The following is a 22,943-nucleotide window of genomic DNA, read 5'->3' on the forward strand; positions in this document are numbered from 1 at the left end:
ACCCGCTAATTTTCAATAGGCATAAAAAAACCACCTCAAAAAGGGGAGGTGGTCAAATAATGGAGATGATGATGAAACAAATTCAATTTCAAACTTGTTACCCTTCATCAGACTGACGTGGTTGAGAATGGTTCCCAATCAGGGCGAAAAAAGTTAACTTTTTTCGCCCTTTTTTTATTTATTGATATTTTTCTGTCAGTTAGCGACCACAGCAGCGCTTGAATTTTTGGCCACTTCCACAAGGACAGGGATCGTTTCGGCCCGCTTTTACCACGGAGTGTGTCGCCTGTTGAGCTGGCTCGATAACGTCCTCTGGTGCGGTTGGCGATTGCCAGCCTTGGTTCACACACTCTTGATGCAGCTCGCGAATGGCGGTTTCAGCCCCGTGCCAAAGCTTAAGCGTGGGAAGGGGGGCAGGCTCTCCCCAAAGGGAGTCGGCCTGGGAGAGCCAACCGGCGGTTTCGGAACTGGGCTCACTGAGTTTGAGCATGGCATGCAGCCACTGCTGCCACTGGGTAGGTTTTGACTTTTGTTTGGCATCCAGCAACGGAGCCACCGCTTCTTGCCAGCGAGCGGCGGTAAGCAGCTTCGTTTGTCGCAGCTGATACAGAGCGAGCAGGGTCATAGCGCGAGCCAGTTCACTTAGGCCGGAGTGTTTTGCCCACGCCATTAGGTGTCCAGGCTGCTGGGCATACAGCTGTGCGAGTAGGCCAGCCAATCGGCCTAGGTTGCCGCCAAAGAGTTCATAGACTGGGCTGCCCTGTTGCCAGTTTAGAGCCAGCAGATGTTCAATTTGTGCTTTTGACTCCGGTCCCTGCTGATGGTGCGCCAGCAACATCAAGCTGTGCCAGTGGCCAAGGTAGCCTGGGGTTTCGGCATCGATTTGTGGGGCATCGAGAAACAGTTGCAACTCTTCCGTTGCCAACTGACAAGCCTTGGGCTTGTTGGCGATAAGGCTGATGAGTTCAGGGGCAAGTTGTTGGCTGAATAGGGTTAACGCCTCCAGTAGAGGCTCTTGCTCATCAGAGACCGCAAAGTGTTGCTGCTGGAACACACCGCGACATTCATTGAGTACCGTTGTCAGTTGGCGGCGCACCTGAGGCAGTTCCATTGCCAATTCCGATTCCGACTGGCCACTGTCGATAAAGTGCTGGCGAATTGACTCAAGGTTTGCGAACAGGGAGCCGTAACTGGCAAAGGCGGCAAAGGTTTGCTGCATCCCCGGATCTTCTGGGTCAAATTGATCGCTCAATAGTGGTAAGGCGAGCTCAAAGCCTTTGGCCCATTGGTGCAGAGGTGATTGGCCATCAAAAGCTGCCAGTGGATTGTCTCTTGGAACTCGGCATTGACTGGGTAGGGCAATCGGCTGCTCAGACAACTGCAGAGCGAGCTGGCTAAGGGCTGGGGTTGACTCGTCATCAATTTCGGCATTTGGACCTAACAGAATGGCCAACCAATGGCTGGGCAAGATGGGCTCAGGCGCAGCAATGACGGCACTTAAGAATCCGTGCAGATAGTAGAAATTGAGAGAGTTCGGACAGGATAGCGGCAATGCATTGATGTGGGCGCGCAGTTTTTGTGGCGACAGGCTCATGATAGTTGGCTCAAATGGCAGGGCTGCAAAGGCGTATGATTCAGCTTGCAGTGTGGAACGACAACAAGCGCCAGAGTTTAGCAAATTTACTGCCGCGATTTTGAGGATTTGAAAATTTACTCAGTATTACATAGCAGCAAAAAGCGCAGCCCAGTGGGTGATTAGATGTAATTCAATGTAAATTTAACCTCGCTTATGTGTTGATGCCAATTCCACTTGACGCTGCTTTTGTTAGCATGACGTCAATTTCAGTTCGGAGGGTTCTATGCGTATCGCCTTTGCAATGTTGATCGGTGCTGTGGTTATGGTTGGCTCACCGCTGGAGGCCAAACCTTATCATGGTCACAAGCCTCATAAACGAGTGATTGTGGTAAAGCCGGGATACCATCATCTACCTTATCGTGGTCATTATCACTACCATCACCGAGACCTAGCGGGGATCGCCACTTTCGCCGTGTTTGCTGGCATCACTTATGCCATCGTTGATAATGCGTATTACCAAAAACAGGGCGATACCTATGTCTATGTGGAACGTCCACCAGCGGGTGATTATCAAGTGGTGTCGACAACAACAACGGTGTCATCTGGCACGTCCGCATCTGGGGCGTCTCAACCCGTAAACAGCGCGGTATCTGTTTCCTACTCTATTGGCACCGTCGTTAATGCTGCGCCAGTGGGCAGTCGAGAGGTGGTGGTCAGTGGCGTTCATTATCGAGAGTTAAATGGCACTTGGTTTGTGCCGGTAGCGGGGTCGAGTCAATTTGTTGTTGTCACCTCTCCTTTCTAAATCAATAGATTAGAGATTTTTTAAATTTATTTTGGAGACAGTGGGAACTTTTCTGGTGTGGGACGACTCTATTACTACGTGAACAGAATTTGTTTCATCATCATCTCCCAAAAGACTTCTTCTTTACGCCATCTCTTTGAGATGGCGTTTTTTTATGGGGCGCTGCCAAAAAGAAAAACATCAAAAAAGTTGCTGTGGTGATGAACTTATTCAAACGCCAAGACTCTATTACAGCATGAACAGGATTTGTTTCATCATCATCTCTCAAAGACTTCTTTGTGTTACGCCATCTCTCTGAGATGGCGTTTTTTTAGGTGTTGCCACCGAAAAGAAAAAATTAAAAAAATTTTGCCGTAGTGGTGAACTAATCCGAATGCCAAGACTCTATTACAGCATGAACAGATTTGTTTCATCATCATCTCCCAAAGACTTCTTTGTGTTACGCCATCTCCCTGAAATGGCGTTTTTTTTTAGGTATTGCCGCCGAAAAGAAAAAATTAAAAAAATTTTGCCATAGTGGTGAACTAATCCGAATGCCAAGACTCTATTAATGCATGAACAGATTTGTTTCATCATCATCTCCCAAAGACTTCTTTGTGTTACGCCATCTCCTTGAGATGGCGTTTTTTTATCTGTCGGCGTATCGATAAAAAAACAAAAAAGTTGCTGTGGTGATGAACTTATTCAAACGCCAAGGCTCTACTACTACGTGAACAGAATTTGTTTCATCATCATCTCTCATCGCTTTATCGTTTAACGCCACCTCATTGAGGTGGCGTTTTTTTATCTAAAGCTCTCTAATTTACAACCAACTAGGCAGTTTTGCGTCGGTCCAAGCTTTCCGCCGAGCGGCCTTTTGGCTGAAGAAGTGACGCATTTTAGCCAATAGGTAGTAGCAATAAGGCACCAGGAATAGACTGGTCATGGTGGAGAACAGCAGACCGCCAATGATGGTGATGGCCATCGGGGTGTAGGAGGGACCACCTCCAGCCAGTCGGGTGTCATTGAGAGCCAATGGCACCAGCCCTAGCACCGTGGTCGCCACGGTCATCAGTACCGGCCGCAGTCGAGTTTGAGCCGCGGTAACAATATCGTGCTTGAGCTGCTCAATGTCGCTTTGGCGTTGATTGATCTGATCCACCAATACGATGCCATTGTTGACCACCACGCCCATGAGAATCAGGATGCCGATCATCCCCATGATGCTCATGTCCATGCCGAGTAACAAGAACGTCCAGTACACCCCGGTGATGGAGAACACAATGGAGCTGATCACCGCCGTTGGCAGCAATAAAGACTCAAACAAGGCCGCCATTACGATGTAGATCATCGCCATGGCCAGCAGCATGTTGGTCATCATGATCTTCTCTTCATCTTCTCGTTGGCTGAATCCGCCGGAGAAGCTGTATTCATAACCGGCGGGCCAGTTTATCTGATCTAAGATCGCCTCTAGGTCACCGCGTACCTCGTCCATGGGGCGATCTTCGATGTTGCCGCCGATGGTAATGGCGGTGCGGCGGTTGTAGTGGTCGATCTCCTCAAGACGGGGCTGCACCGTGAGATCGGCCAACATCTCAAGGGTATAGAGTTTGTCATCGTTGCGGGCGATGGGCAGTTGTTTTAACTGATCCAGAGACTCTCGCCAGTGACGATGCCAACCGAGGTAGATCTGCACTTCGCCACTGGGGTCGTGACGGAAGGAGCGCAGGTTCTGACCGCGCACTGCCGTCGCTAAAGACTGCGCCGCTTCACTCAGGGGAATGTTCAGTCGGGATAGCAGGTCGCGGTCGAATTTAACCACCATCTCCTGTTGCCCCATGCCCACTTCCGAGCGCACGTCTTCTAAGCCATCAACCCGATTCATTAGTGGCACGACTTGCTCTGATAACTTCATCAGTTCGGTGGTTGACCGGCCAAATAGGTGTACGCGCATGCCGGAGTTGTTATTGCCCCAGCCAAACTCCGGATTGGCGTTTGGAAGAGACGGCATGTTGTCGCGGATGGTCTGTTTGATGGTCTCGATGTCGGTTGGCAACTGCTCCTTCATCAACAGGGTGGAGGTGACGTTTTCCGCCGAGTAGTAACTGTAAACACTGTCGATGCCAAGTTCATTTTGGTTGGCGTACAGATACTCCTCCATACGTTCCACCATCGCTTTGCTGACCTCCACCTGCTGCTGTCCTTCAAGGTGGTAACGTAGGTAGAGACGGCTTTGATCGTCATCATCATTGGCCTGTCCCACTTGAGTCAGCGGGAAAGCGGTGCTGGCAAGAATCAGGATGGCAATCAGGCCGGTGACTTTCGGCCAGTCCAGAGCTTTGGTCAGCAGTTTGGGGTAGCGAACCGAAGGCTTGGGAGGGTGTTTCAGGACGATGGACTTAAGCTTAGACAGCAGCAGAGGGAGTAAGGTTTTTGCCAGCAGCAGTGAGGCCAGCAAAGAGATGCAGATCGCCATCGCCACGTGTTCTAAGAACATGGTCAGCTGGACTTTCACGCCGAAGATGTTGGGCAAAAATACGATGATGGTGGTCATGGTGCCAGCCATGACGGCCAAGGCCACCTTGTCTACGCCAGCCAAAATGGCGGATTTGGTGTCTGGGTATTCGCCACTTTCGATGGCCTGCAGCACCGATTCTGTGACCACCACGGAGTTGTCGATCAACATGCCGATGGCCAGTAGCAATCCCATCATGGACAGGATGTTGAGGCTGTAATTCATGAAGTACATGGCGGCCAAGGTGATGGCGATGGAGATGGGAACCGACACCACAATCACCAGAGTCATGGGGACGTTTCTCAGGAACAGAAATAGCACGCCAAACGACAGCGCGGCGCCCACAAGGCCAGCACTGGTGAGATCTTTCAGAGAGGACTTCACGCCGTCGGCTTGGTCGTCCATGGCAAACAGGTCGATGCCATCAAACTGAGGGTTGGCCTTAGTCTGTTCAATTAACGCGGTAACCCGATCTGCCACTTCCACCAAGTTGGCGCCGGACTCTTTGAAGATGTCTAGGCCGATGGCGTAGCTACGATTGAGTAGGCGGCCATCAATCTTCTCCGGTTGGGTGAAGTTGACGTCGGCGATGTCATCCAGCTTCAATCCGGGTTTAAGCACCAGTTCTCTAATCTCGTCGATAGAGCGGTACTCCCCCTTGGGAGAGACCTGCCATAAGATGGGGGCGGCTCTTAAGGTTCCGCCACTGATAACAAAATTCTCCTGATTGAGGCGAGTGGACAGCTCTGGGGCAGACAGGCCGCTGGCGGCCAAACGCTCGGCATCGATGCGCACTTCGATGCGATCTTTTTCAACGCCATACAGCGTCACCTGGGACACGCCCGCCAGTCGTTCTAGGGGGCGCTTTAACTGCTTATCTAGCAGGTCAAAAGCGCCGCTGAGATCCCGCTCAGAAGAGATACGCAAGGTGTAGATCGGCATGTCCGAGGTGGAGAGCTTGCGCAGCAGCACTCGCTCGACGTCATCGGGTAGAAGATGACGTACGGAGTCTAAACGCTCTCGGGCTTCCACGGTTTTCGAGGCCACGCTTTGCCCCCAGGCAAACTCCATCTCGATGAAGGCGCCATTCTCTTCTGAGCGTGATTCCATTGATTTGACGTCGCTGAGGGTGGCCAAAGACTCCTCCAGTACCGAGGTAATGTTACGTTCGACCTCTTGGGGAGAAGCCCCCTGATAGGGCACCTCCACCATGATCAGCGGCACCTCCATGCCTGGAAACATCTCCAGTGGCAACAGACGGCTGGAGACCAAGCCCATTAATACCGTGGCGATAAACACCATGGTGACGGTGACCGGACGGGTCAGCGCCAGTTTAGTCAGATTACTGAGCATGGCCGGTCTCCTTGGCAAGGGTGTCGTTGTTATCGCTTACGTCATCAAAGCGCTTGCTGTCGAACAGGCTGTAGAGCACTGGCAACACCACAAGGGTCAGCAGCGTCGACAACAGCAAACCGAAGATAACGGTGATCGCCATCGGCGCTCGCATCTCGCTACCATCTCCTAGGCCCAGCATCATTGGCGCCAACCCCAAGGTGGTGGTGAGGGTTGTCATTAGAATTGGGCGCAATCTGGACTCGGCGGCCTCTGTGATGGCCTGGGCTCGTGGCGTGCCTTGTTGACGTAGTTGGTTGATGCGATCCACCAACACAATGGCGTTGTTGACCACAATGCCCGACAACATAATGAGGCCGATAAATACCACCACCGAGATGTGGGTTTGGGTAATCCACAAGCCGAAGACACTGCCTGCCAGTGCCATGGGAATGGCCACCAGAATCAACAGTGGGTGTAGCAGAGACTCAAATTGGCTGGCCATGACCAGATACACCAGAAATACCGCCAGACCCAGGGCGATGTAGAGGGAGTTGATGGAGGTTTCCATCTCCTCGTTCTGGCCGCCAAAGCGGATGCTGGTGCCCGCAGGCAGGTCAATCTGGCTGAGTTTCTGTTTGGCGTCGGCCACGGCGTCTTTGAGGGAGCCGTGGGCGAGGTTGGCAGAAACAATGGCAACCCGCTGTTGGGCGATGCGGTTAATGGCCGCCGGTCCCACTTCCTGTCTGATGTCAGCCACGGCATCCAAGCTGATTGGGCGATTGGAGCCTGGGTTGACGATGAGACTGGCCAAGTCTTCCAGCTGATCTCGGTCTTGAGTGCCTGCGCGAACCAAAATCTCAACTTTGCGGTCGGCGATGGTGTAACGGGAGGCGACACTGCCGCCAATCACTTCGCTGATGCGGGAGGCAACCTGTGGAGCGGTTAGCCCTAGGTTAGCCAATCTGGCGTGGTCAAAGCGAACCGTCAGCTCAGGCTGGCCTTCGCGAAGGCTGTTTTCGATGTCTTTGAGACGGTCTGATTGACTGAGGGTTTGGGTAACCAGTGCGCTGGCTCGTTTTAGCTGCGTTAAATCGTAGCCGCTGATCTCAAGCTCCATGGGCGTTTTAAAGCTGAATAGCTCCGGAGACTGCACGCTGTATTCCAAGTCGGGAATGCGGCTGGCGGCGCTGCGAAGCTTCGCCATGACGCGGTCTTGTGCTTGGCTGTGCTTAAGTACCACCTGTAAGCGGCCCCAATTTTCGCCACCAATGTTGGCAGCGGAGCTTAGCAGACCAGCGCTGCCCGCTTGGGAGTACACTTGGTCGACGGCCTCATCCTCCATGCAGCTGGCGGCGAGGGTGGCCAAAACACGGTCGGTTTGGTGCACTTCGCTACCAGGAGGCAACTGCATCTCTAAGTAAAACTCCCCTTGATTCATTGGCGGAATCAGCTCCATGCCCAGTCGTGGCAGCAGGCTGCCAGCAAGGCCCGTGATGGCGATGGCGATGGCTAAGGTGGCCAGTCGCATCGACAATGCCAGAGTTAACAGCTTGGGGTAGGCCCACTGCACGGCGCCATAGAGGCGGTTAAATACCCATAAAATAGGAACGAACAGCAGGTGCCCAAGGCGGCGCACCACTCTGGCGATCACCAACACCACGGTAATCAATAGGCTTGGAAGGTAGGAAAACAGCAGCACAAAGGGGAAGCTAAAGGCTTTGCCAGCGTAGTAGCGGGTCAGCCCCAGCTTGGTGGTGGGCTTGGGAGTTTCGGTTTTCTGTAAACCATTGACGTCCAGACGCAGCCCTTTTCGGGAAGAGAGCATCGGAATGGCAGACAGCGCCACCAGCAGGGAAGCGATAAGCGCAAAGGTAACCGTCATCGCTTGGTCGGCGAACAGTTGGCCGGCAACGCCCTCGACGAAGATAAGTGGTACAAACACCGCCAAGGTGGTTAAGGTGGAAGCGATGATGGCGCTGCTCACTTCGCTGGTGCCTTTCTCGGCGGCTTGGTGAAGGTCGTCTCCTAACTTCTTGCGGCGGTCGATGTTCTCCAGTACCACAATGGCGTTGTCCACCAGTAGGCCCACGGCCAGAGCAATGCCTCCCAGAGACATGATGTTGAGACTGATGCCGTTAAAATACATCAGGTTGAAGGTGGCGATCACCGAAATGGGAATCGACAACGAGATGATCATCGTGGGCTTAAGTTCACCCAAGAATAGGAAGATCACCAGCATCGCCAGTACCGCGCCGATCAGCGCCGCCTGAGTCACCTCGGTGACCGCGCTTTCAATAAAGGTGGATTGATCGTAGAGCAGATTAATCGGGTATGGGGACTCATCCTCCAGAGTTTTTAGGCGGTCTTTTAGTGCCTTAGCGACGGCGACGGTGTTGGCGTCCCCCTCCTTATAGATAGCAAGTTCCACCGCTTCTTTGCCCTGATTACGGCTGATGTTGTCCCGCTCTTTGTAGTTGTCGACGATGTTGGCCACTTCAAAAAGACGTACTTGACGTTGACTATCTTGAAACACGATCAGCTGACGGATCTCATCTAAGCTCTGGAACTGGTTCAGGGTGCGGATCAGCAGCTCCTCTTCACCTTCGGTGAGCTTGCCCGCTGACAGGTTGATGTTTTCGCGGCTGATGCGGTCGATGACATCTGCTGAAGTGAGCCCCAACTGCGACAGCTTGCGCTGGTCAATCAGAATCTGAATCTGTTGCTCTAATCCACCGGATGGGCGTACCGAGGCGATACCGGGGACAGTTTCCAGTGTGCGTTTGAGCTCCTCATCGACCCAGGTACGCATCTTAATCAATTCGGCATCGCTGGCTTTGCTGTCAAGTTCCGTTTGGGCGACTACCGCGAGCCGGACAATGGGGTCAAGGTTAGGGTTGAAGCGCAGCAGTAGAGGCTTGTCTACATCCAAAGGCAGTTCTATGGCGTCCAGTTTTTCTCGAGTGTCGAGGGCGGCCATGTCCATGTCGGTGCCCCATTCGAACTCCAACTGAACATCGGAGAGGCCGGCGCGGGAGATGGACGACACCTGTCGTAGCCCTTTGACCACGCCCACGGCTTCTTCGATGGGCTTGCTAACCAGTTGTTCCACTTCCGCAGGGGCGGCGCCCTCGTATGTGGTTCGTACCGTTAAGCTGGGATAGCTCATATCCGGCAGCAGGTTTACGCTTAAGCGATTAAATCCCACCATGCCAAACATTACGATCGCCAGAATAAACATCCAGACGGTGACTGGACGCTTCACAGAGGTTTTGATGATTCCCATAACGGCCTACCCTTAGTGCTGAGCCAGCTGTAGGGAGTCGATCACTTCAACGACGGCGTCTTGTTTTAGCTGGTGTTGGCCTCGGGTCACCACCTGTTCTCCAGCCCCTAAGCCATCCAAAATCTCAATCAATCCATTGTCTTCAAAGCCTAAGCTAACCTCTCGGCGCTGGGCCTTACCCTCTTGAATGACAAATACCGCATGACCTCGGTCTTGGCGTAGTAGTGCATGACGGGGAATCACTAAGGCGTGATCATGGCTGGCGTACTTAAGTTTGGCTTTGGCCAACATGCCAGCTTTCAGTTTGTCTTGCTGATTGTCGATGGTCAGGGTGACCTTAAAGGTGCCTGTGGCGGCATCCACGACTGGGCTGATGCGGGTCACGGTGCCGTAAGCATTGGTGTGGTCGCTCAGCTCCAGTTCCGCCAGTTGGCCTTTTTGGATCTGCTCCAATTCGCGCTCTGGTAGGTGCAAAATGCCGTGAAGTTCGCTTTGATGAACGAGGTGGAATAGGGTGCTGTAGAGCTCAGCCATGTTGCCGCGCTTGACCATGCGGCTGGCAATGACGCCATCAAAGGGGGCAGTAATGCGGCTGTAGTTCAGCTCAAGTTGGGCAAGCTCAAGGTCAGCCAGTGCTGATAAGCGGCGATACTCTAGGCGGGCCATGGTCTCCTCGCTCACCAGTTGCTTGTTGGCGATCTGCTTCATTCGCTCCAGCTCTTGATCGATCACATTGAGCTCGGCTTGGGCTTTTTTGAGGTTGTACTCATAACGTTTAGGGTCGATCTGCGCCAACAGTTGACCCGCTTTAACTTGGTCGCCCTCTTCAACGGCGATGGCAGTAATGATGCCAGATACTCGGTTTACCACCATGGCTTCTTCGGGGGCTTCTAAGATGGCGGTGGTGGCGTAGTAGGAGCCGATGGAGTCGACATTTACTGGGGTGACTTCAACTGGCAGAGAAACTACCTGAGTTTCCTCTTCGGTCTCGGTGGTCGCTTCAGGCTCTGCTGGGGCTTGATTGCAGGCGGACAGAGCAAGTAGGAGTGGTAGAGCTAAAAGTGCGCGATGCATGATCAATTCCTTTGGTATCTTTTTCTTGTCCCTCATAAAGCACGCATCGTGCCAACCACTATAAAGGCTTTAATTTCAATTGCTTGTGTCTTGGTTTCGAATTTGTATTCCGTTAGATTAATTGAATTTTATTACAAATCCCCAACAAGTGGTGCAATTCACTAACTTGGTTAATACGACCGATGTGAAGCAGCCAAGGTTCCTGCGCCCGTTAACAAAACGCCACGACAGCAATAAAAAACCACAGCGATTGGCTGTGGTTTAAAAAAGGGGCAGGTTAGGCCTGGGTGTTTGGGGGCTGAGGGCTCAGCGTTTGAGACTGGGCACTGCGTTGTCGAAGCCGGTGATTGAGCCAGCCTTCTCGGGTACAGATCAGTAACCCAAGCCAGATTAAGCCAAAGGTGATTCCTTGCTTGAAATCGAACAGCTCTCCAAACAGCAGGGTGGCCAGAATGAACTGTAGGCTGGGCTCAATGTACTGCATCAAGCCAATCATGGTCAGGGAGGTTCGCTCTACCGCAAGACTAAACAGCACTAAGGGGATCAGTGATACTGGTCCTACGCCCACAAACAGCCAAAATAGTGATGCGCCCTCTGAGCTGGCTTGCAGGTTGCCGTCGATATGCCAGAACAACACCAGCGGCAATGCGATGGGAACCAGAACAATCGCCTCAACGGTGACGGCGGTAAGGGCATCGTAACGGATGAATTTTTTCACCAAACCATACAAGGCAAAGAAGGTGGCCATGAGCAGGGCCAACATCGGCAGCTCACCACTGAATAGGACTTTGAGGCCGATGGCGATTAGGGCAAGCACCACGGCAATCTTTTGTCCTGGGGATAGGCGCTCCTTTAAACACAGGGCGCCCAGGGCGATGGCCATCAGAGGGTTAATGAAAAAACCCAGACTTGCGGCCAGTACTTGTTGATTAGTGAGCGCCCAGGTAAAGGCATACCAGGAAACGCTCATCACTAAAGAGGCTACTAAGCACAACAGCAGCGAACGTTTGTCACGCCATATCGCCATAAAGTCGATGTTTTTGCCGGTCACCAGCAAGATCAGCAGCATCATGGTGGGCACGGAAGATAAGATGCGAAACGCCAATAACTCATTCATGTTGGCGCCGGGCAGGAAGTGATAATACAGAGGCAGCAAGCCATAGAGCACAAAGGAGAGTGCGGCGATGAGGCTACCCTTGGTTGAGCTAGTCATTTTATTGTTCGAAATTAGAGCCGGTAGGGGTCTTTATCTTAATTCAATCCGGCGTAAAGGCGCAGATGGCCTGCCGCCATTTAATGGCCTTTGTGAGAGGGATCGCAAATGCACTTCAGCCCAGCAGTGAGGAGAGAGGTGGGGAACAATCCTGAGTTACAACTGCTTAAGTTTGTTGTCGAGCTCACCGGTGATGGCGTCTTTAAGCATGACCCAATCGGCCAATAAGCTATAGAAGGGGTATTTGAAGGTGGCGGGGCGGTTCTTTTCAAACCCAAAGTGGCCAACCCAAGCAAAGCCGTAGCCGATGACCGGTAGAGCGGCGAGGAGCAGGTAGGTTTCAGAGGCGATGGCGATGCCAGCGACGAGCAGCACCAAGGTGGAGCCGATGTAGTGCAGAATGCGACAGCGGCGGTCTTGGTGCTCCCCTAAGTAGAAGGGGTAAAACTCGTCGAAACTAGTAAATTGTTGAGTCACAAATCGGCCCTGATTAAAAATTCATCAAGACAGGTTTATCACGCAACGGATTAAGAGGCAAGATCCGCCTGGGCTCTCAGCACGTCAAAGCCTTCCGCTTTGAACATCTCAATCAAACGAATCAATGGCAGGCCCATTAGGGTATTCGGGTCGCGGCCATCCAGCTTATCAAATAGGGCGATGCCCAGAGCTTCACTCTTAAAGCTGCCAGCACAGTTGTATGGCTGTTCGGCTTTAAGGTAGGCATCAATCTGTTTAAGGCTGAGATCTTTGAAGTAGACTTTGAAGGTTTCGGCGTCCACTTGGCATTCGTTGGTGTCGGTGTTGAGAAGGCAGAGGCTGGTGTAGAAGGTCACTTTGCGGCCACTGGCGGCCTGGAGTTGAGCGATGGCGGTGTCGTGGTCTCCGGGCTTGCCCAGAATCTCATCGTCGATGACGGCGACTTGGTCTGAACCGATAACCCAGGAATCGCGATGGCCTTTGGCGGCGGCGCGGGCCTTGTCTTCGGCTAGACGCATTACTAACTGCAATGCAGTCTCGTTCTCTAATGGCGTCTCATCGACTTCAGGTTTTTCACAACTGAAAGGCAGATTCAGTTTTTCCAGAATTTGACGGCGAAACGGCGATGTAGAGCCAAGAATAAGCGGCTTTTTCATGATGATTTTCTAAAGTTGATACAAAATTTCAGGCCGCAAGCCTAGCAGATGCATTTTGCAGTGACCACACGTAAGGCCAATCAAAGCTGATCTAGGTCAATTGTTGGCCAGGATCGCTGCCTATATTCCCGCGATATTGTGATCCACTTTGTAGTTCTGCTGGCTTGGGTTAAAATTGCCTGCATGTATGGAGAGTCAAAGGCTGATTATGCCTTAGCCGAATAGGCTTAACAGGGTGAAAATATCCTTTGACTCCCTTAGTTTCACTCGATAAACTGCGCGCCCTATGCAGAATGTACAAATACCGGTATCGCTCGACCCAAAACGAGCTGCTCAACGGGGACTTAGTTACGAAGGCATCCTTCGTTCCAAGAACCTAAAGCGTTTGAATGGTGTGAGTTCCGGCGATTGCACTGATGCTGAGGTGTCCGTTGAATGCGGCACTGACATCCAGGGGATAGTCTACCTCAAGGGGAAGGCTGTGACGGAGCTCACTCTGATGTGTCAGCGCTGTATGGAAACTTTTCAGCATACTATCGCAGTTGAATTCGCATACAGCCCTGTGAAAGACGATGCACAGGTCGAAGAGCTCCCGGATGCTTACGATCCCATCGAGTTGAATGAACACGGTGAGGTTCGTCTACAGGAATTAGTGGAAGACGAGTTGCTTCTGGCCGTTCCGATGATGCCTATGCATGATCTGGCCGACTGTAACAGACCGGAAACTGAGATCGTCGTTGGTGAATTGCCACCTATTACACCTGAGGAAGAGCGTCCGAATCCCTTTGCGGTGTTACAAAACCTTAAAAGTAAGTAATTAGGAGATTGGGGCCATGGCCGTACAAAAAAGTAAAGTTACTCGTTCTCGTCGCGGTATGCGTCGTTCACACGATGCTCTGACCGAGTGTCAACTGTCTGTAGATGCGACTTCTGGTGAGACTCATCGTCGTCACCACGTAACTGCTGACGGTTACTACCGTGGCAAGAAGGTTATCAACAAGTAAGTTGATGCCATCTTGACTCATCTAACCCTCGCGTTAGATACCATGGGGGGCGACAACGGTCCCCATGTGACAGTGCCTGCATCTTTGCAGGCATTGTCGATTTACGCAGACCTCAATATTATCCTCGTGGGCGACCGCCCAACCATCCTTGCTATCTTGGCAAAACATCAGGTTTCTGAATCCCCTCGGCTGCAAATTTTGCATGCGGAGCAGGTGGTGCAGATGGATGACAAGCCCATTCATGCCTTAAGGCGCCTAAAGCAGAGCTCTATGCGACTGGCTTTGGATCTGGTGGCCAATGGCCAGGCGGATGCCTGTGTCAGTGCTGGCAATACCGGCGCATTGATGGCCATGGCAAAGGTGGTGTTGAAGACCCTGTCGGGCATCGACCGACCCGCTTTAGTACGTGCCCTGCCAAGCATCAGCGGCCAACCCGTGTACCTATTGGATCTGGGAGCGAACACCAGTTGTGATTCGCAAACTCTGTTTCAATTTGCGGTGATGGGCTCGGTGTTGGCGGAGCAGGTAACCGGTAAAACGGCGCCAAAAGTGGCGCTGCTGAACATAGGTTCAGAAGAGATCAAAGGAAATGATCAGGTGCAACAGGCGGCGCGCTTGTTGCAAACCACCCATGATGTCAATTACATGGGTTACGTCGAAGGTGACCAGATTTTTTCTGGTCAGGCAGATGTGATCGTCTGTGATGGTTTTGTTGGCAATACCACCTTGAAAGCCAGCGAAGGCATCGCTCGATTGCTGTTTCATCAGATCAGCGAAGCGGTTCAACGCAACTTGATTGCACGCTTATTAGCCTGGCTGCTGAAAAAACGTCTAAAAAAGCTATTTTTGCAAATGAACCCCGACCACTACAACGGAGCCAGTCTGTTAGGATTGCGCCATATCGTAGTGAAAAGTCATGGTAATGCCGATGCCGCCGCATTTTTGCGGGCCATAGAAGAGGCCATTACTGAGGTTCATAGACGGGTGCCGAGCAAGATTGAAGCTCGCCTCGAGTCGGTGTTACTAGAAAAGTCCTGTTGATATTCCTATGCATACAAAAATTTTAGGTACTGGGAGCTATCTGCCCACCCAGATCCGCACTAATGCCGATCTGGAAAAAATGGTAGATACCAGTGATGAGTGGATTTTAGAGCGCACCGGCATTCGTGAGCGCCGCATCGCCACCGGCGATGAAACCGTATCCACCATGAGCCACCGCGCGGCTGAAAAAGCCTTAGAAGCGGCCGGTCTGACTGCAGATGACCTAGATATGATCATCGTGGGTACCTGCAGTGCACCAAACTCTTTTCCATCTGCCGCCTGTGAAGTGCAACACCTTCTGGGGGCAACGGACATTCCGGCGTTTGATGTCGCCGCGGCGTGCAGTGGCTTTATCTACGCGCTGTCGATTGCCGACAACTTTATTAAAGCCGGTACCTGCAACAACATTCTGGTTGTGGGCGCCGATGTGTTGGCGGACATGTGCGATCCTGATGACCGTACGACGGTTATTCTGTTTGGCGATGGTGCTGGGGCTGCGGTCGTTGGCCGCTCTGAGCAGCCAGGTGTGCTGTCAACCCACATCAAAGCCGATGGGAAGCACGGCCCTCTGCTCAAAGTGAAGGCTCCGAAGCGCAGTAAGCAGGAGCACATCACCAGCAGCGAAGAGTACATGTTCATGAAGGGCAACGATGTGTTTAAACACGCCGTAACTCGCCTAGCGCAAGTGGTGGATGAAACCCTTGAGCACAACAACATGGACCGCAGCGAGATCGATTGGCTGGTTCCCCACAACGCCAACTACCGAATTTTGAAAGCCACTGCCAAGAAGCTGGGCATGGGGATGGACCAAGTGGTTCTGACCTTAGAGCACCATGGCAATACCTCCGCAGCATCAGTGCCAATTGCATTGGATGTGGCGGTGCGTGATGGTCGCATTCAACGTGGCCAAGTGCTGCTGCTTGAAGCTTTTGGCGCTGGATTCGCTTGGGGCTCAGCCCTGATTAAGTATTAAGGAAAACTCATGTCCAATACCGCATTTGTGTTCCCTGGACAGGGAAGCCAAACCGTAGGCATGTTGGCCGAATTGGCCGCAGACAACGCCATCATTGAACAGACCTTCGCTGAAGCCTCGCAAGTACTGGGTTATGACCTGTGGGCACTGGTTGCCAACGGCCCAGCGGATGATCTGAACCAAACCCAGCGTACTCAGCCAGCCTTATTGGCCGCCAGTGTTGCTCTGTATCGCGCCTATCAAGCGGCAGGCGGCGAAGCGCCTAAGCTAATGGCGGGTCACAGTTTGGGCGAATACTCGGCACTGGTGTGTGCGGGTGTAATTGAGTTTAAAGACGCCATCAAACTGGTTGAGCTACGTGGTTTGGCGATGCAAGACGCCGTTCCTGCCGGTACCGGTGCCATGTACGCCATTATCGGTCTGGACGACGATGCCATTGCTAAGGCGTGTGAGCAAGCTGCTCAGGGCCAGGTGGTGTCTCCTGTGAACTACAATAGCCCAGGTCAGGTGGTTATCGCCGGCGAGAAAGACGCCGTAGAACGTGCTGGTGCACTGTGTAAAGAAGCGGGCGCGAAACGAGCGCTGCCGCTGCCGGTGAGCGTACCGTCTCACTGCGCTTTGATGCAGCCAGCGGCAGAGAAGTTAAAAGCGGCATTGGCGGAGCTGACTCTGTCTGCGCCATCAATCCCGGTTATCAACAACGTGGATGTGAAAGCGGAAACCGACGTGGATGCCATCCGCGATGCACTGGTTCGTCAGCTATACAGCCCAGTTCGCTGGACTGAAACCATCAACGCCATGGCTGAGCAGGGTATTGAGTCTGCATTTGAGTGTGGCCCAGGCAAGGTGCTAACCGGCCTGTCGAAACGAATTAATAAGAGTGTTGCTGCTGTGCCGTTGAACGATTCAGCGAGTTTGGCTGCAGCCCTATCATAAGGAAATCACAATGAGCGTTACATTGGATCTTAGCGGCAAGATCGCGCTGGTTACCGGTGCAAGCCGTGGTATTGGTCGCGCCGTTGCCGAGCAACTGGTTGCTGCAGGCGCTAAGGTGATTGGAACGGCGACCAGCGAACGCGGTGCCGCAGCCATTAGCGAATACCTAGGTGACCAAGGTCAAGGAAAGGTATTGAATGTCACTGAACAGACCTCTATCGAGGAACTTTTTGCGGCAATCAAGGCCGAACATGGTGACATCGATATTTTGGTGAACAACGCCGGTATTACTCGCGATAACCTGATGATGCGCATGAAAGAGGATGAGTGGACCGATATCATCGACACTAATTTGACCTCTCTGTTCCGCACCTCAAAAGCGGTTCTGCGAGCGATGATGAAGAAGCGTCATGGACGCATCATCAACATCGGTTCGGTGGTGGGCACCATGGGTAACCCTGGTCAAGCGAACTACTGTGCAGCCAAAGCGGGTCTGTTGGGCTTTACTAAGTCTTTGGCCAAAGAGGTGGCAAGCCGTGGCATTACCGTAAACGCGGTTGCACCAGGCTTTATCCAGACCGACATGACCGAGGAACTGAATGATGAGCAGAAAGCCAATATCATGAATCAAGTTCCTGTGGCACGTCTAGGACAAGCACAAGAAATCGCTGATGCAGTTGTATTTTTGGCATCAGATCGGGCAAGCTATATCACTGGCGAAACCCTGCACGTGAACGGCGGCATGGTAATGGCCTAAGTCTCAAGACTAAACCGTGATCCAGAAGCTAAATTGAGTCGAATTTCGCCTAAATGATGCAATCTTCGTGGTTTGACCACAAACTAGCAGCTTGCATTGTTGGATGAATCGAATAAACTACTCGCAACTCTGCGCAATAGCGTAAAATTAATAGGAAAGCGAAGACTATGAGCAACATCGAAGAACGCGTTAAGAAGATTATTATCGAACAGCTGGGCGTAAAAGAAGAAGACGTTAAAGCTGAAGCTTCTTTCGTTGACGATCTGGGTGCTGACTCTCTGGACACCGTTGAGCTGGTAATGGCTCTGGAAGAAGAGTTCGACACCGAGATTCCAGATGAAGAAGCTGAGAAGATCACTACCGTTCAGGCAGCGATCGACTACGTAACGGCTAACCAATAAGCCGACGAGTTTCGAAACAGGCGGCTTTGGCCGCCTGTTTTTATTTCTGACGGAGAGAAAAAATGACTAAGCGTCGTATTGTGGTTACCGGCATGGGTGCGGTAACGCCTCTGGGTCATGACGTTGAGAGCACCTGGGAAGCTTTGCTGGCAGGCAAAAGCGGTGTGACTCCCATTACCCACTTTGACGCCAGCGAGTTTGCTGTGCGTTTCTCCGCCTCAGTCAAGGATTTTGATGTAGAGGCTTATCTTTCTAAGAAAGATGCCCGCAAGATGGACCTTTTCATTCAGTACGGTTTGGCGGCTTCCATTCAAGCCCTGAAAGACTCCGGACTGGAGATCAACGACAGTAATGCTCACCGCATTGGCGCCGCCATTGGTGCTGGCATGGGTGGCTTGGATCTGATTGAAGCCAACCACACTCAACTGCAGAAATCTGGCCCTCGTCGTATTTCTCCGTTCTTCGTGCCATCCACCATCATCAACATGATTGCCGGTCACCTGTCCATCATGTATGGCTTCACTGGCCCTAACATTGCGATCACTACCGCTTGCACTACTGGCGTGCACAACATCGGTCACGCAGCCCGTATGATTGCCTACGGCGATGCCGACGTGATGATTGCCGGTGGCAGTGAGTTTGCAACCACTCGATTGGGCGTAGGCGGATTTGCCTCAGCGAAAGCGTTATCGACGCGCAACGACGAGCCAACCAAAGCCAGCCGCCCTTGGGACAAAGACCGTGACGGCTTTGTGATTGGGGATGGCGCCGGCATCATGGTGCTGGAAGAGTACGAGCACGCCAAGGCTCGTGGAGCCACCATCTACGCTGAGCTGTCAGGCTTTGGCATGAGTGGTGATGCCCACCACATGACCTCACCACCAAAAGACGGTCGTGGCGGCGCAGCGGCAATGCAAAATGCCCTCAACGATGCCGGTGTGGCCCCTGAGCTGGTGGGTTACATCAACGCTCACGGCACCTCAACACCTGCCGGTGACATCGCTGAAGTGAACGGCGTTAAGTCGATCTTCGGTGATCACGCGTACAAGCTGATGATGGGTTCCACCAAATCCATGACCGGTCACCTATTGGGCGCGGCGGGTTCGGTAGAGTCGATCTTCACCGTACTGGCGCTGCACAACCAGAAAGTGCCGCCAACCATCAATCTGGAGAATCCAGAGGAAGGTTGTGATCTGGACTTTGTGGGTCCGGTAGCCCGTGACGCCGAGCTGGAGTATGCCCTGTGCAACTCATTTGGCTTTGGTGGTACCAATGGGTCATTGCTGTTTAAGAAAGCGTAATTCTTAATACAGCTTGAGCCTCAAAAACTCCGAGCGCCTTTGGCCTCGGAGTTTTTTTATGCCCATTACCCTGACTAAGAAACCAGGTTCAGGAGGTGCGTCGCTTGGTTTCAGTCGCCAACGGTTGAAATGACAGCTTGGGTCTCACACAATTAGAATTGAGTAATAACTCTAATTTTGAGGGTAATCAAAATGGCACTAAGAAATTATGTATTTATGATGATTGGCAAAGGCTATCGACCACCTCAGGTGGCCACGTTGCAGTCTGAGTTTTTTCGCACAACGGTGATCTGCGTTGAAGACATCGACCTGGCCTGTGAAGAAGCCGCCAAGCTCAAGGGGAGCGATACCCAACTGATTGAACTTTGCGGTGCCTTCAAAGGAGAGATGGTGGACAAGATCATCGATGCGGTTGACGGCACCATTGGCGTTGGCAACATGTCCATGCGCGATTCAGAGCGCGCGAAGCTGATGCAAGCCATCGGCTAGAGACAGCTGGAGCCAGCATCGCCAAAGCGCTCTGCTGGCTCAATATGACTGACTAATTAAGGTAGATCTCCACTCGGCGGTTCGCCGCTCGCCCCTGAGCGTCCAGGTTCGATTGCACCGGTTTGCTATCGCCTCGGCTATCCACCTGTATCTTCCCTCTGACCCCAAGGCCTAGCAATTTGGACTTAGTTGCGTTTGCCCGAGCCAAACCTAGGTTCAGGTTATAGGCATGATTGCCTTGGCTGTCTGCATGCCCCACCAGCTGGATGTTTTTCTGATTTGCCAGTTGGGGTGCCAACGCGTTTAACTGTCGCTCTGACGCTGGGGTCATTTGCGTTTGATCCAGATAGAAGTACAGGGTTGCTAAAGCCTCTGCCGCTTTGGCTTTCGGTAGGCACTCAGTCTCTGACAAGGCAAGAGTTTCTGGTTTTATCTGAACCCGACTGGGGTCAACCCGCTGGGTTATCTGATAAGCGGTATCCCTGTTGCTGCCAACCACCACCGCCTGACTAATTGTCGCTTGGTGAGTGAATAGCGCATCGCAATTTGCATGGGCTGTTGGAGCCAACAAAGGCAGAACTAAGGCGATAGAGAGGGCTCGCATCATCATGGGATTATCCTGAGTGTCGATAGTAGAGGCGGCTGATGCCATCGGTACGGGCACCGCGTTGAATAAGGGTCTCGAGTACCTCTTCCAACTGGGAAGGCTTGCTGGCATCAAGAATGTTGGCTTCACCGACGCACTGTACAAAGGCGTCCTGATCCGTTGCCTTAAAATCGATGCCAACTACGCCGATGTAGAGGTCCAGTTCACCATCGGCAAAGCGTTGTCTTAGAGCACCGCACATGCCGGCTTTGACCAGTTTGGTAAAGGTTTGGGTATAGGGGTCTTCGGTACCATCGCTTAGAATCAGCAGCATCTTCGCTCGGCGATGGTACTCCTCTTGAACCTCATCGGATGCACCAGGACCTGGAATGCCTTCGGCTAGGATCTGCGCTCCGCGCATAATGCCTTGAAATACGGCAGTGCCACCGGTGGCGTTCATCCCCTGTACCCGATCAAATTCCGATTTTGAGGTGGTCAGTTTGATGCTGGAGAAGTTTGAGCTACACATGCCACCAGTAAACAGGGAGTAGCTGGTTCTAAAGTGCTGTTTGGGCTCGGTACTCATTTTGTGTTCGAACAGATGCGATACCGATTTATCAATGTCGATGAATGCCAAGGGGTCTGGGAAGTGGGTGTATGCGGTTTCGTTGCTGGTGGCAGCGAACACCGTTTGGAGGGTTTTTGCCTCATTACGCTGTCTTGAACTATAACGTGAGGGGCAATAATAGGAGTGATAGGCACAGTTGTTAACTGTGTCCACACTGTACGCTGACCAGTTGTACCAATTGATATCATGGTAGTCTGTGGGGGCGTTGGCGACATTCTTCTTGTAGATGAGCTGGGAAACGCAGTAGCTGTTACCTCGATGAGTTTCTTGGGTGCGCATGTTAAAGGGAACAAAGCTTAGCCTGTGATCAAACCCCTGATCTTTGGCGTCATCAGAGAGTAAGTTGGAGCTAAGTTTGGCGATCTCCCGCTTAAGTACGCTGATCTTGCTTTGATTGTCCCAGCTGTTATTCATTGAGCCGGAGAAGTCGGAGACAAACACAATGTCGACATTTCGCTGCAGATTGACGGGGTAGCTCTTAGCCCGCGCGCGGTTAACGATGTCTTGCTGCTTATCGAAAGAGGGCACCATGGTGTTAGCCAGCCAAGAGTCGTGCTTGGTTGAGGTGGCCAGTTGATACTGAATGTAATCGGCCTCTTCCCCTTGTAGCTGCTCCTCTCCCTCGGTGCGAACCACGGTGACATCGTTAATCTCTTTGATGTTACGGATGTACGCATTGAGGTAGGCGTCACTAAGTTGGCGATTGTAGACACTGGGCTGGCGCCCTTGGGCATCCGTGGTGGTTCTATCGGCCATCGACAGCGCCATCACCGCAGCCTCTGAGGCATCGGCGAGGCGATTTTTCTTCTGCACATAGCGGCTGCCTTCGATGGCCAAAAACACCATGCCAAATAGTGGCACCAGCAGCAGAGCTAGGTAGATGGCGGCAGCGCCACGTTGGGTTTGTATTGAACGTCTCATATTAGCGTCCTGCCATCACGGAACTTGAGCGAATAAGTGCAATCCCGCGGCTGCGATCAAACCACGCATCACTCCCTAAACACAGGGTAACTTGATACAAAGGAAACTCATCGCCAGAGGCTTTACTGGGCACCAGTTGTGATAATTGGGCAATGGGGGTTTCCGGCTCGCAACCGGTTTCCCCAGGGTAGGGCTGATTAAAGCTTTGAGAGCGGCCCTCAATGAGACTGTCTATCTGAATGCCAAAGTCTACAGTTTGCCCTGATTCGTTACTCAGCATCTGAGCGGCGATGGTTTGTAGTTGGTTGAAATCCGTCTCCGATAGCTCATTACGCTCTTCGAAGAAGCGCTGGCGCTCCTTAACTAAGCTGACAAGGGAGTAACTCAGCCGGTCTAACTTAGCGCGATTGAGCACTTGAGTAGACAAGTCGATGCAAAACAGAAATAGGGTCACCATAAAAGCCAATACGAACGCCAACTCGATGGCGAAAGCACCCTGTTGATTGTGGACTCTACTGCGCATCTGGCCATCCTTCGTGTTCTTGAATGGAGAGCAGTGTTCGACGAATTTGACGGTCTTGGATGATGCCGAAGTAGTAGATGGGCTGGTAGTCGTAGCTCAGCTCAGCTTTGACGATGGGGCAGCGGGCGCAGTTGTCGCTGGGAAGGTCGGCAGCCAGATCCTCTAAAGAGGCATAGCTTTCCAGCTTGGCATTAAAACGGCTGGGATCGAGCATGTGCAGCCAGATCTCGCCTCGGGTTTCCAATCGAGATTGTAAGGTAGCTTGATAATCTAGGTTAAACCGCTCTCCTTCTACCACCTTGGTGTCTCTAACCGATTCGGACAGCGCCGTTTCGGTTAGGTTGACCAGATAGATAAAGCGGCTCAGCTCAAAGATGGCGAAGCTGGTTAATATCATCAACATAGAGCCGAGGGCAAATTCGATGGAAAACACGCCACGTTGGTTGTAGGCCAATTTCATGAGCGGCTCC

General features: G+C 52.3%; 21 protein-coding genes. 10 read left to right on the forward strand and 11 right to left on the reverse strand.

Annotated features, from left to right (window positions below; genetic code table 11):
• Positions 1-199: 199 nt before the first annotated feature.
• Positions 200-1,594, reverse strand: coding sequence for a UPF0149 family protein (locus tag FCL42_RS01530; RefSeq protein WP_205729202.1), 1,395 nt, complete (start codon positions 1,592-1,594; stop codon positions 200-202).
• Between the two features lie 265 nt (positions 1,595-1,859).
• Here FCL42_RS01530 and FCL42_RS01535 point away from each other — a divergent pair, with 265 nt between their 5' ends.
• The gene (locus FCL42_RS01535; protein ID WP_136861602.1) at positions 1,860-2,381 is read left to right on the forward strand and encodes a hypothetical protein; all 522 of its coding nucleotides are present in this window, start codon (positions 1,860-1,862) and stop codon (positions 2,379-2,381) included.
• 802 nt (positions 2,382-3,183) lie between these two features.
• On the opposite strand, the gene FCL42_RS01540 is transcribed toward FCL42_RS01535, so the two are convergent.
• From FCL42_RS01540 to FCL42_RS01565, 6 genes are all read right to left on the reverse strand, one after another.
• Complete coding sequence (locus FCL42_RS01540) at positions 3,184-6,228, reverse strand: efflux RND transporter permease subunit (protein ID WP_136861603.1); 3,045 nt, start codon at positions 6,226-6,228, stop codon at positions 3,184-3,186.
• Complete coding sequence (locus tag FCL42_RS01545; protein WP_136861604.1) at positions 6,218-9,493, reverse strand: efflux RND transporter permease subunit; 3,276 nt, start codon at positions 9,491-9,493, stop codon at positions 6,218-6,220. The genes FCL42_RS01540 and FCL42_RS01545 overlap by 11 nt, the downstream gene beginning before the upstream one ends.
• A 12-nt stretch (positions 9,494-9,505) precedes the next feature.
• Positions 9,506-10,567 (reverse strand): efflux RND transporter periplasmic adaptor subunit, encoded by a 1,062-nt coding sequence (locus tag FCL42_RS01550; protein WP_169308245.1) that lies wholly within the window; start codon positions 10,565-10,567, stop codon positions 9,506-9,508.
• Positions 10,568-10,844: 277 nt separating this feature from the next.
• Positions 10,845-11,780 (reverse strand): EamA family transporter RarD, encoded by a 936-nt coding sequence (gene rarD, locus FCL42_RS01555; RefSeq protein WP_136861606.1) that lies wholly within the window; start codon positions 11,778-11,780, stop codon positions 10,845-10,847.
• A gap of 156 nt (positions 11,781-11,936) precedes the next feature.
• Positions 11,937-12,257: a DUF962 domain-containing protein gene (locus FCL42_RS01560; RefSeq protein ID WP_136861607.1), complete on the reverse strand. Its 321-nt coding sequence runs from the start codon at positions 12,255-12,257 to the stop codon at positions 11,937-11,939.
• Between the two features lie 50 nt (positions 12,258-12,307).
• Complete coding sequence (locus FCL42_RS01565) at positions 12,308-12,913, reverse strand: Maf family protein (protein WP_136861608.1); 606 nt, start codon at positions 12,911-12,913, stop codon at positions 12,308-12,310.
• A gap of 286 nt (positions 12,914-13,199) precedes the next feature.
• Between FCL42_RS01565 and yceD the strand changes: the two genes are divergently transcribed.
• The 9 genes from yceD to FCL42_RS01610 all read left to right on the forward strand — a co-directional run bounded on the left by yceD (position 13,200) and on the right by FCL42_RS01610 (position 19,815).
• On the forward strand, positions 13,200-13,730 hold the full coding sequence (gene yceD, locus FCL42_RS01570) for a 23S rRNA accumulation protein YceD (RefSeq protein ID WP_136861609.1): 531 nt from the start codon (positions 13,200-13,202) through the stop codon (positions 13,728-13,730).
• A gap of 16 nt (positions 13,731-13,746) precedes the next feature.
• On the forward strand, positions 13,747-13,917 hold the full coding sequence (gene rpmF / locus FCL42_RS01575) for a 50S ribosomal protein L32 (RefSeq protein WP_090363256.1): 171 nt from the start codon (positions 13,747-13,749) through the stop codon (positions 13,915-13,917).
• Between the two features lie 12 nt (positions 13,918-13,929).
• Positions 13,930-14,958, forward strand: a complete 1,029-nt coding sequence (gene plsX, locus FCL42_RS01580) for a phosphate acyltransferase PlsX (RefSeq protein ID WP_136861610.1) — start codon at positions 13,930-13,932, stop codon at positions 14,956-14,958.
• 7 nt (positions 14,959-14,965) lie between these two features.
• Positions 14,966-15,931, forward strand: a complete 966-nt coding sequence (locus tag FCL42_RS01585) for a beta-ketoacyl-ACP synthase III (protein ID WP_136861611.1) — start codon at positions 14,966-14,968, stop codon at positions 15,929-15,931.
• Between the two features lie 9 nt (positions 15,932-15,940).
• Positions 15,941-16,867 carry an ACP S-malonyltransferase gene (fabD, locus tag FCL42_RS01590; RefSeq protein WP_136861612.1) on the forward strand — a complete coding sequence of 309 codons (927 nt, stop codon included), beginning with the start codon at positions 15,941-15,943 and terminating at the stop codon, positions 16,865-16,867.
• 10 nt (positions 16,868-16,877) lie between these two features.
• Positions 16,878-17,624 (forward strand): 3-oxoacyl-ACP reductase FabG, encoded by a 747-nt coding sequence (gene fabG / locus FCL42_RS01595; RefSeq protein WP_136861613.1) that lies wholly within the window; start codon positions 16,878-16,880, stop codon positions 17,622-17,624.
• A gap of 167 nt (positions 17,625-17,791) precedes the next feature.
• Positions 17,792-18,025: an acyl carrier protein gene (gene acpP / locus FCL42_RS01600; RefSeq protein ID WP_136861614.1), complete on the forward strand. Its 234-nt coding sequence runs from the start codon at positions 17,792-17,794 to the stop codon at positions 18,023-18,025.
• Between the two features lie 62 nt (positions 18,026-18,087).
• On the forward strand, positions 18,088-19,326 hold the full coding sequence (gene fabF, locus FCL42_RS01605) for a beta-ketoacyl-ACP synthase II (RefSeq protein ID WP_136861615.1): 1,239 nt from the start codon (positions 18,088-18,090) through the stop codon (positions 19,324-19,326).
• Positions 19,327-19,518: 192 nt separating this feature from the next.
• On the forward strand, positions 19,519-19,815 hold the full coding sequence (locus tag FCL42_RS01610; protein WP_136861616.1) for a DUF6506 family protein: 297 nt from the start codon (positions 19,519-19,521) through the stop codon (positions 19,813-19,815).
• Positions 19,816-19,867: 52 nt separating this feature from the next.
• On the opposite strand, the gene FCL42_RS01615 is transcribed toward FCL42_RS01610, so the two are convergent.
• Genes FCL42_RS01615 through FCL42_RS01630 form a run of 4 tightly spaced genes read right to left on the reverse strand, consistent with a single transcriptional unit; the run spans position 19,868 to position 22,933 of the window.
• A complete protein-coding gene (locus tag FCL42_RS01615; RefSeq protein ID WP_169308246.1) occupies positions 19,868-20,425 on the reverse strand; it encodes an OmpA family protein in 558 nt (185 codons plus the stop codon).
• A 4-nt stretch (positions 20,426-20,429) separates the two neighbouring features.
• On the reverse strand, positions 20,430-21,950 hold the full coding sequence (locus FCL42_RS01620) for a TadE/TadG family type IV pilus assembly protein (RefSeq protein ID WP_136861618.1): 1,521 nt from the start codon (positions 21,948-21,950) through the stop codon (positions 20,430-20,432).
• Between the two features lies 1 nt (position 21,951).
• Positions 21,952-22,473 (reverse strand): tight adherence pilus pseudopilin TadF, encoded by a 522-nt coding sequence (gene tadF / locus FCL42_RS01625; RefSeq protein WP_136861619.1) that lies wholly within the window; start codon positions 22,471-22,473, stop codon positions 21,952-21,954.
• Positions 22,463-22,933: a TadE/TadG family type IV pilus assembly protein gene (locus FCL42_RS01630; protein ID WP_136861620.1), complete on the reverse strand. Its 471-nt coding sequence runs from the start codon at positions 22,931-22,933 to the stop codon at positions 22,463-22,465. Before FCL42_RS01630 ends, tadF begins: the two co-directional genes overlap by 11 nt.
• Positions 22,934-22,943: the final 10 nt, after the last annotated feature.

The sequence above is a fragment of the Ferrimonas aestuarii genome (assembly GCF_005116665.1).
GTDB lineage: Bacteria > Pseudomonadota > Gammaproteobacteria > Enterobacterales > Shewanellaceae > Ferrimonas > Ferrimonas aestuarii.

Excerpts from the sequence above, each read along its gene's own strand:
- FCL42_RS01530 (WP_205729202.1), bottom strand. The coding sequence starts at position 1,594 with ATGAGCCTGTCGCCACAAAAACTGCGCGCCCACATCAATGCATTGCCG.
- FCL42_RS01535 (WP_136861602.1), top strand. The coding sequence starts at position 1,860 with ATGCGTATCGCCTTTGCAATGTTGATCGGTGCTGTGGTTATGGTTGGC.
- FCL42_RS01540 (WP_136861603.1), bottom strand. The coding sequence starts at position 6,228 with ATGCTCAGTAATCTGACTAAACTGGCGCTGACCCGTCCGGTCACCGTC.
- FCL42_RS01545 (WP_136861604.1), bottom strand. The coding sequence starts at position 9,493 with ATGGGAATCATCAAAACCTCTGTGAAGCGTCCAGTCACCGTCTGGATG.
- FCL42_RS01550 (WP_169308245.1), bottom strand. The coding sequence starts at position 10,567 with ATGCATCGCGCACTTTTAGCTCTACCACTCCTACTTGCTCTGTCCGCC.
- rarD (WP_136861606.1), bottom strand. The coding sequence starts at position 11,780 with ATGACTAGCTCAACCAAGGGTAGCCTCATCGCCGCACTCTCCTTTGTG.
- FCL42_RS01565 (WP_136861608.1), bottom strand. The coding sequence starts at position 12,913 with ATGAAAAAGCCGCTTATTCTTGGCTCTACATCGCCGTTTCGCCGTCAA.
- yceD (WP_136861609.1), top strand. The coding sequence starts at position 13,200 with ATGCAGAATGTACAAATACCGGTATCGCTCGACCCAAAACGAGCTGCT.
- rpmF (WP_090363256.1), top strand. The coding sequence starts at position 13,747 with ATGGCCGTACAAAAAAGTAAAGTTACTCGTTCTCGTCGCGGTATGCGT.
- FCL42_RS01585 (WP_136861611.1), top strand. The coding sequence starts at position 14,966 with ATGCATACAAAAATTTTAGGTACTGGGAGCTATCTGCCCACCCAGATC.
- fabD (WP_136861612.1), top strand. The coding sequence starts at position 15,941 with ATGTCCAATACCGCATTTGTGTTCCCTGGACAGGGAAGCCAAACCGTA.
- fabG (WP_136861613.1), top strand. The coding sequence starts at position 16,878 with ATGAGCGTTACATTGGATCTTAGCGGCAAGATCGCGCTGGTTACCGGT.
- acpP (WP_136861614.1), top strand. The coding sequence starts at position 17,792 with ATGAGCAACATCGAAGAACGCGTTAAGAAGATTATTATCGAACAGCTG.
- fabF (WP_136861615.1), top strand. The coding sequence starts at position 18,088 with ATGACTAAGCGTCGTATTGTGGTTACCGGCATGGGTGCGGTAACGCCT.
- FCL42_RS01610 (WP_136861616.1), top strand. The coding sequence starts at position 19,519 with ATGGCACTAAGAAATTATGTATTTATGATGATTGGCAAAGGCTATCGA.
- FCL42_RS01615 (WP_169308246.1), bottom strand. The coding sequence starts at position 20,425 with ATGATGATGCGAGCCCTCTCTATCGCCTTAGTTCTGCCTTTGTTGGCT.
- FCL42_RS01620 (WP_136861618.1), bottom strand. The coding sequence starts at position 21,950 with ATGAGACGTTCAATACAAACCCAACGTGGCGCTGCCGCCATCTACCTA.
- tadF (WP_136861619.1), bottom strand. The coding sequence starts at position 22,473 with ATGCGCAGTAGAGTCCACAATCAACAGGGTGCTTTCGCCATCGAGTTG.
- FCL42_RS01630 (WP_136861620.1), bottom strand. The coding sequence starts at position 22,933 with ATGAAATTGGCCTACAACCAACGTGGCGTGTTTTCCATCGAATTTGCC.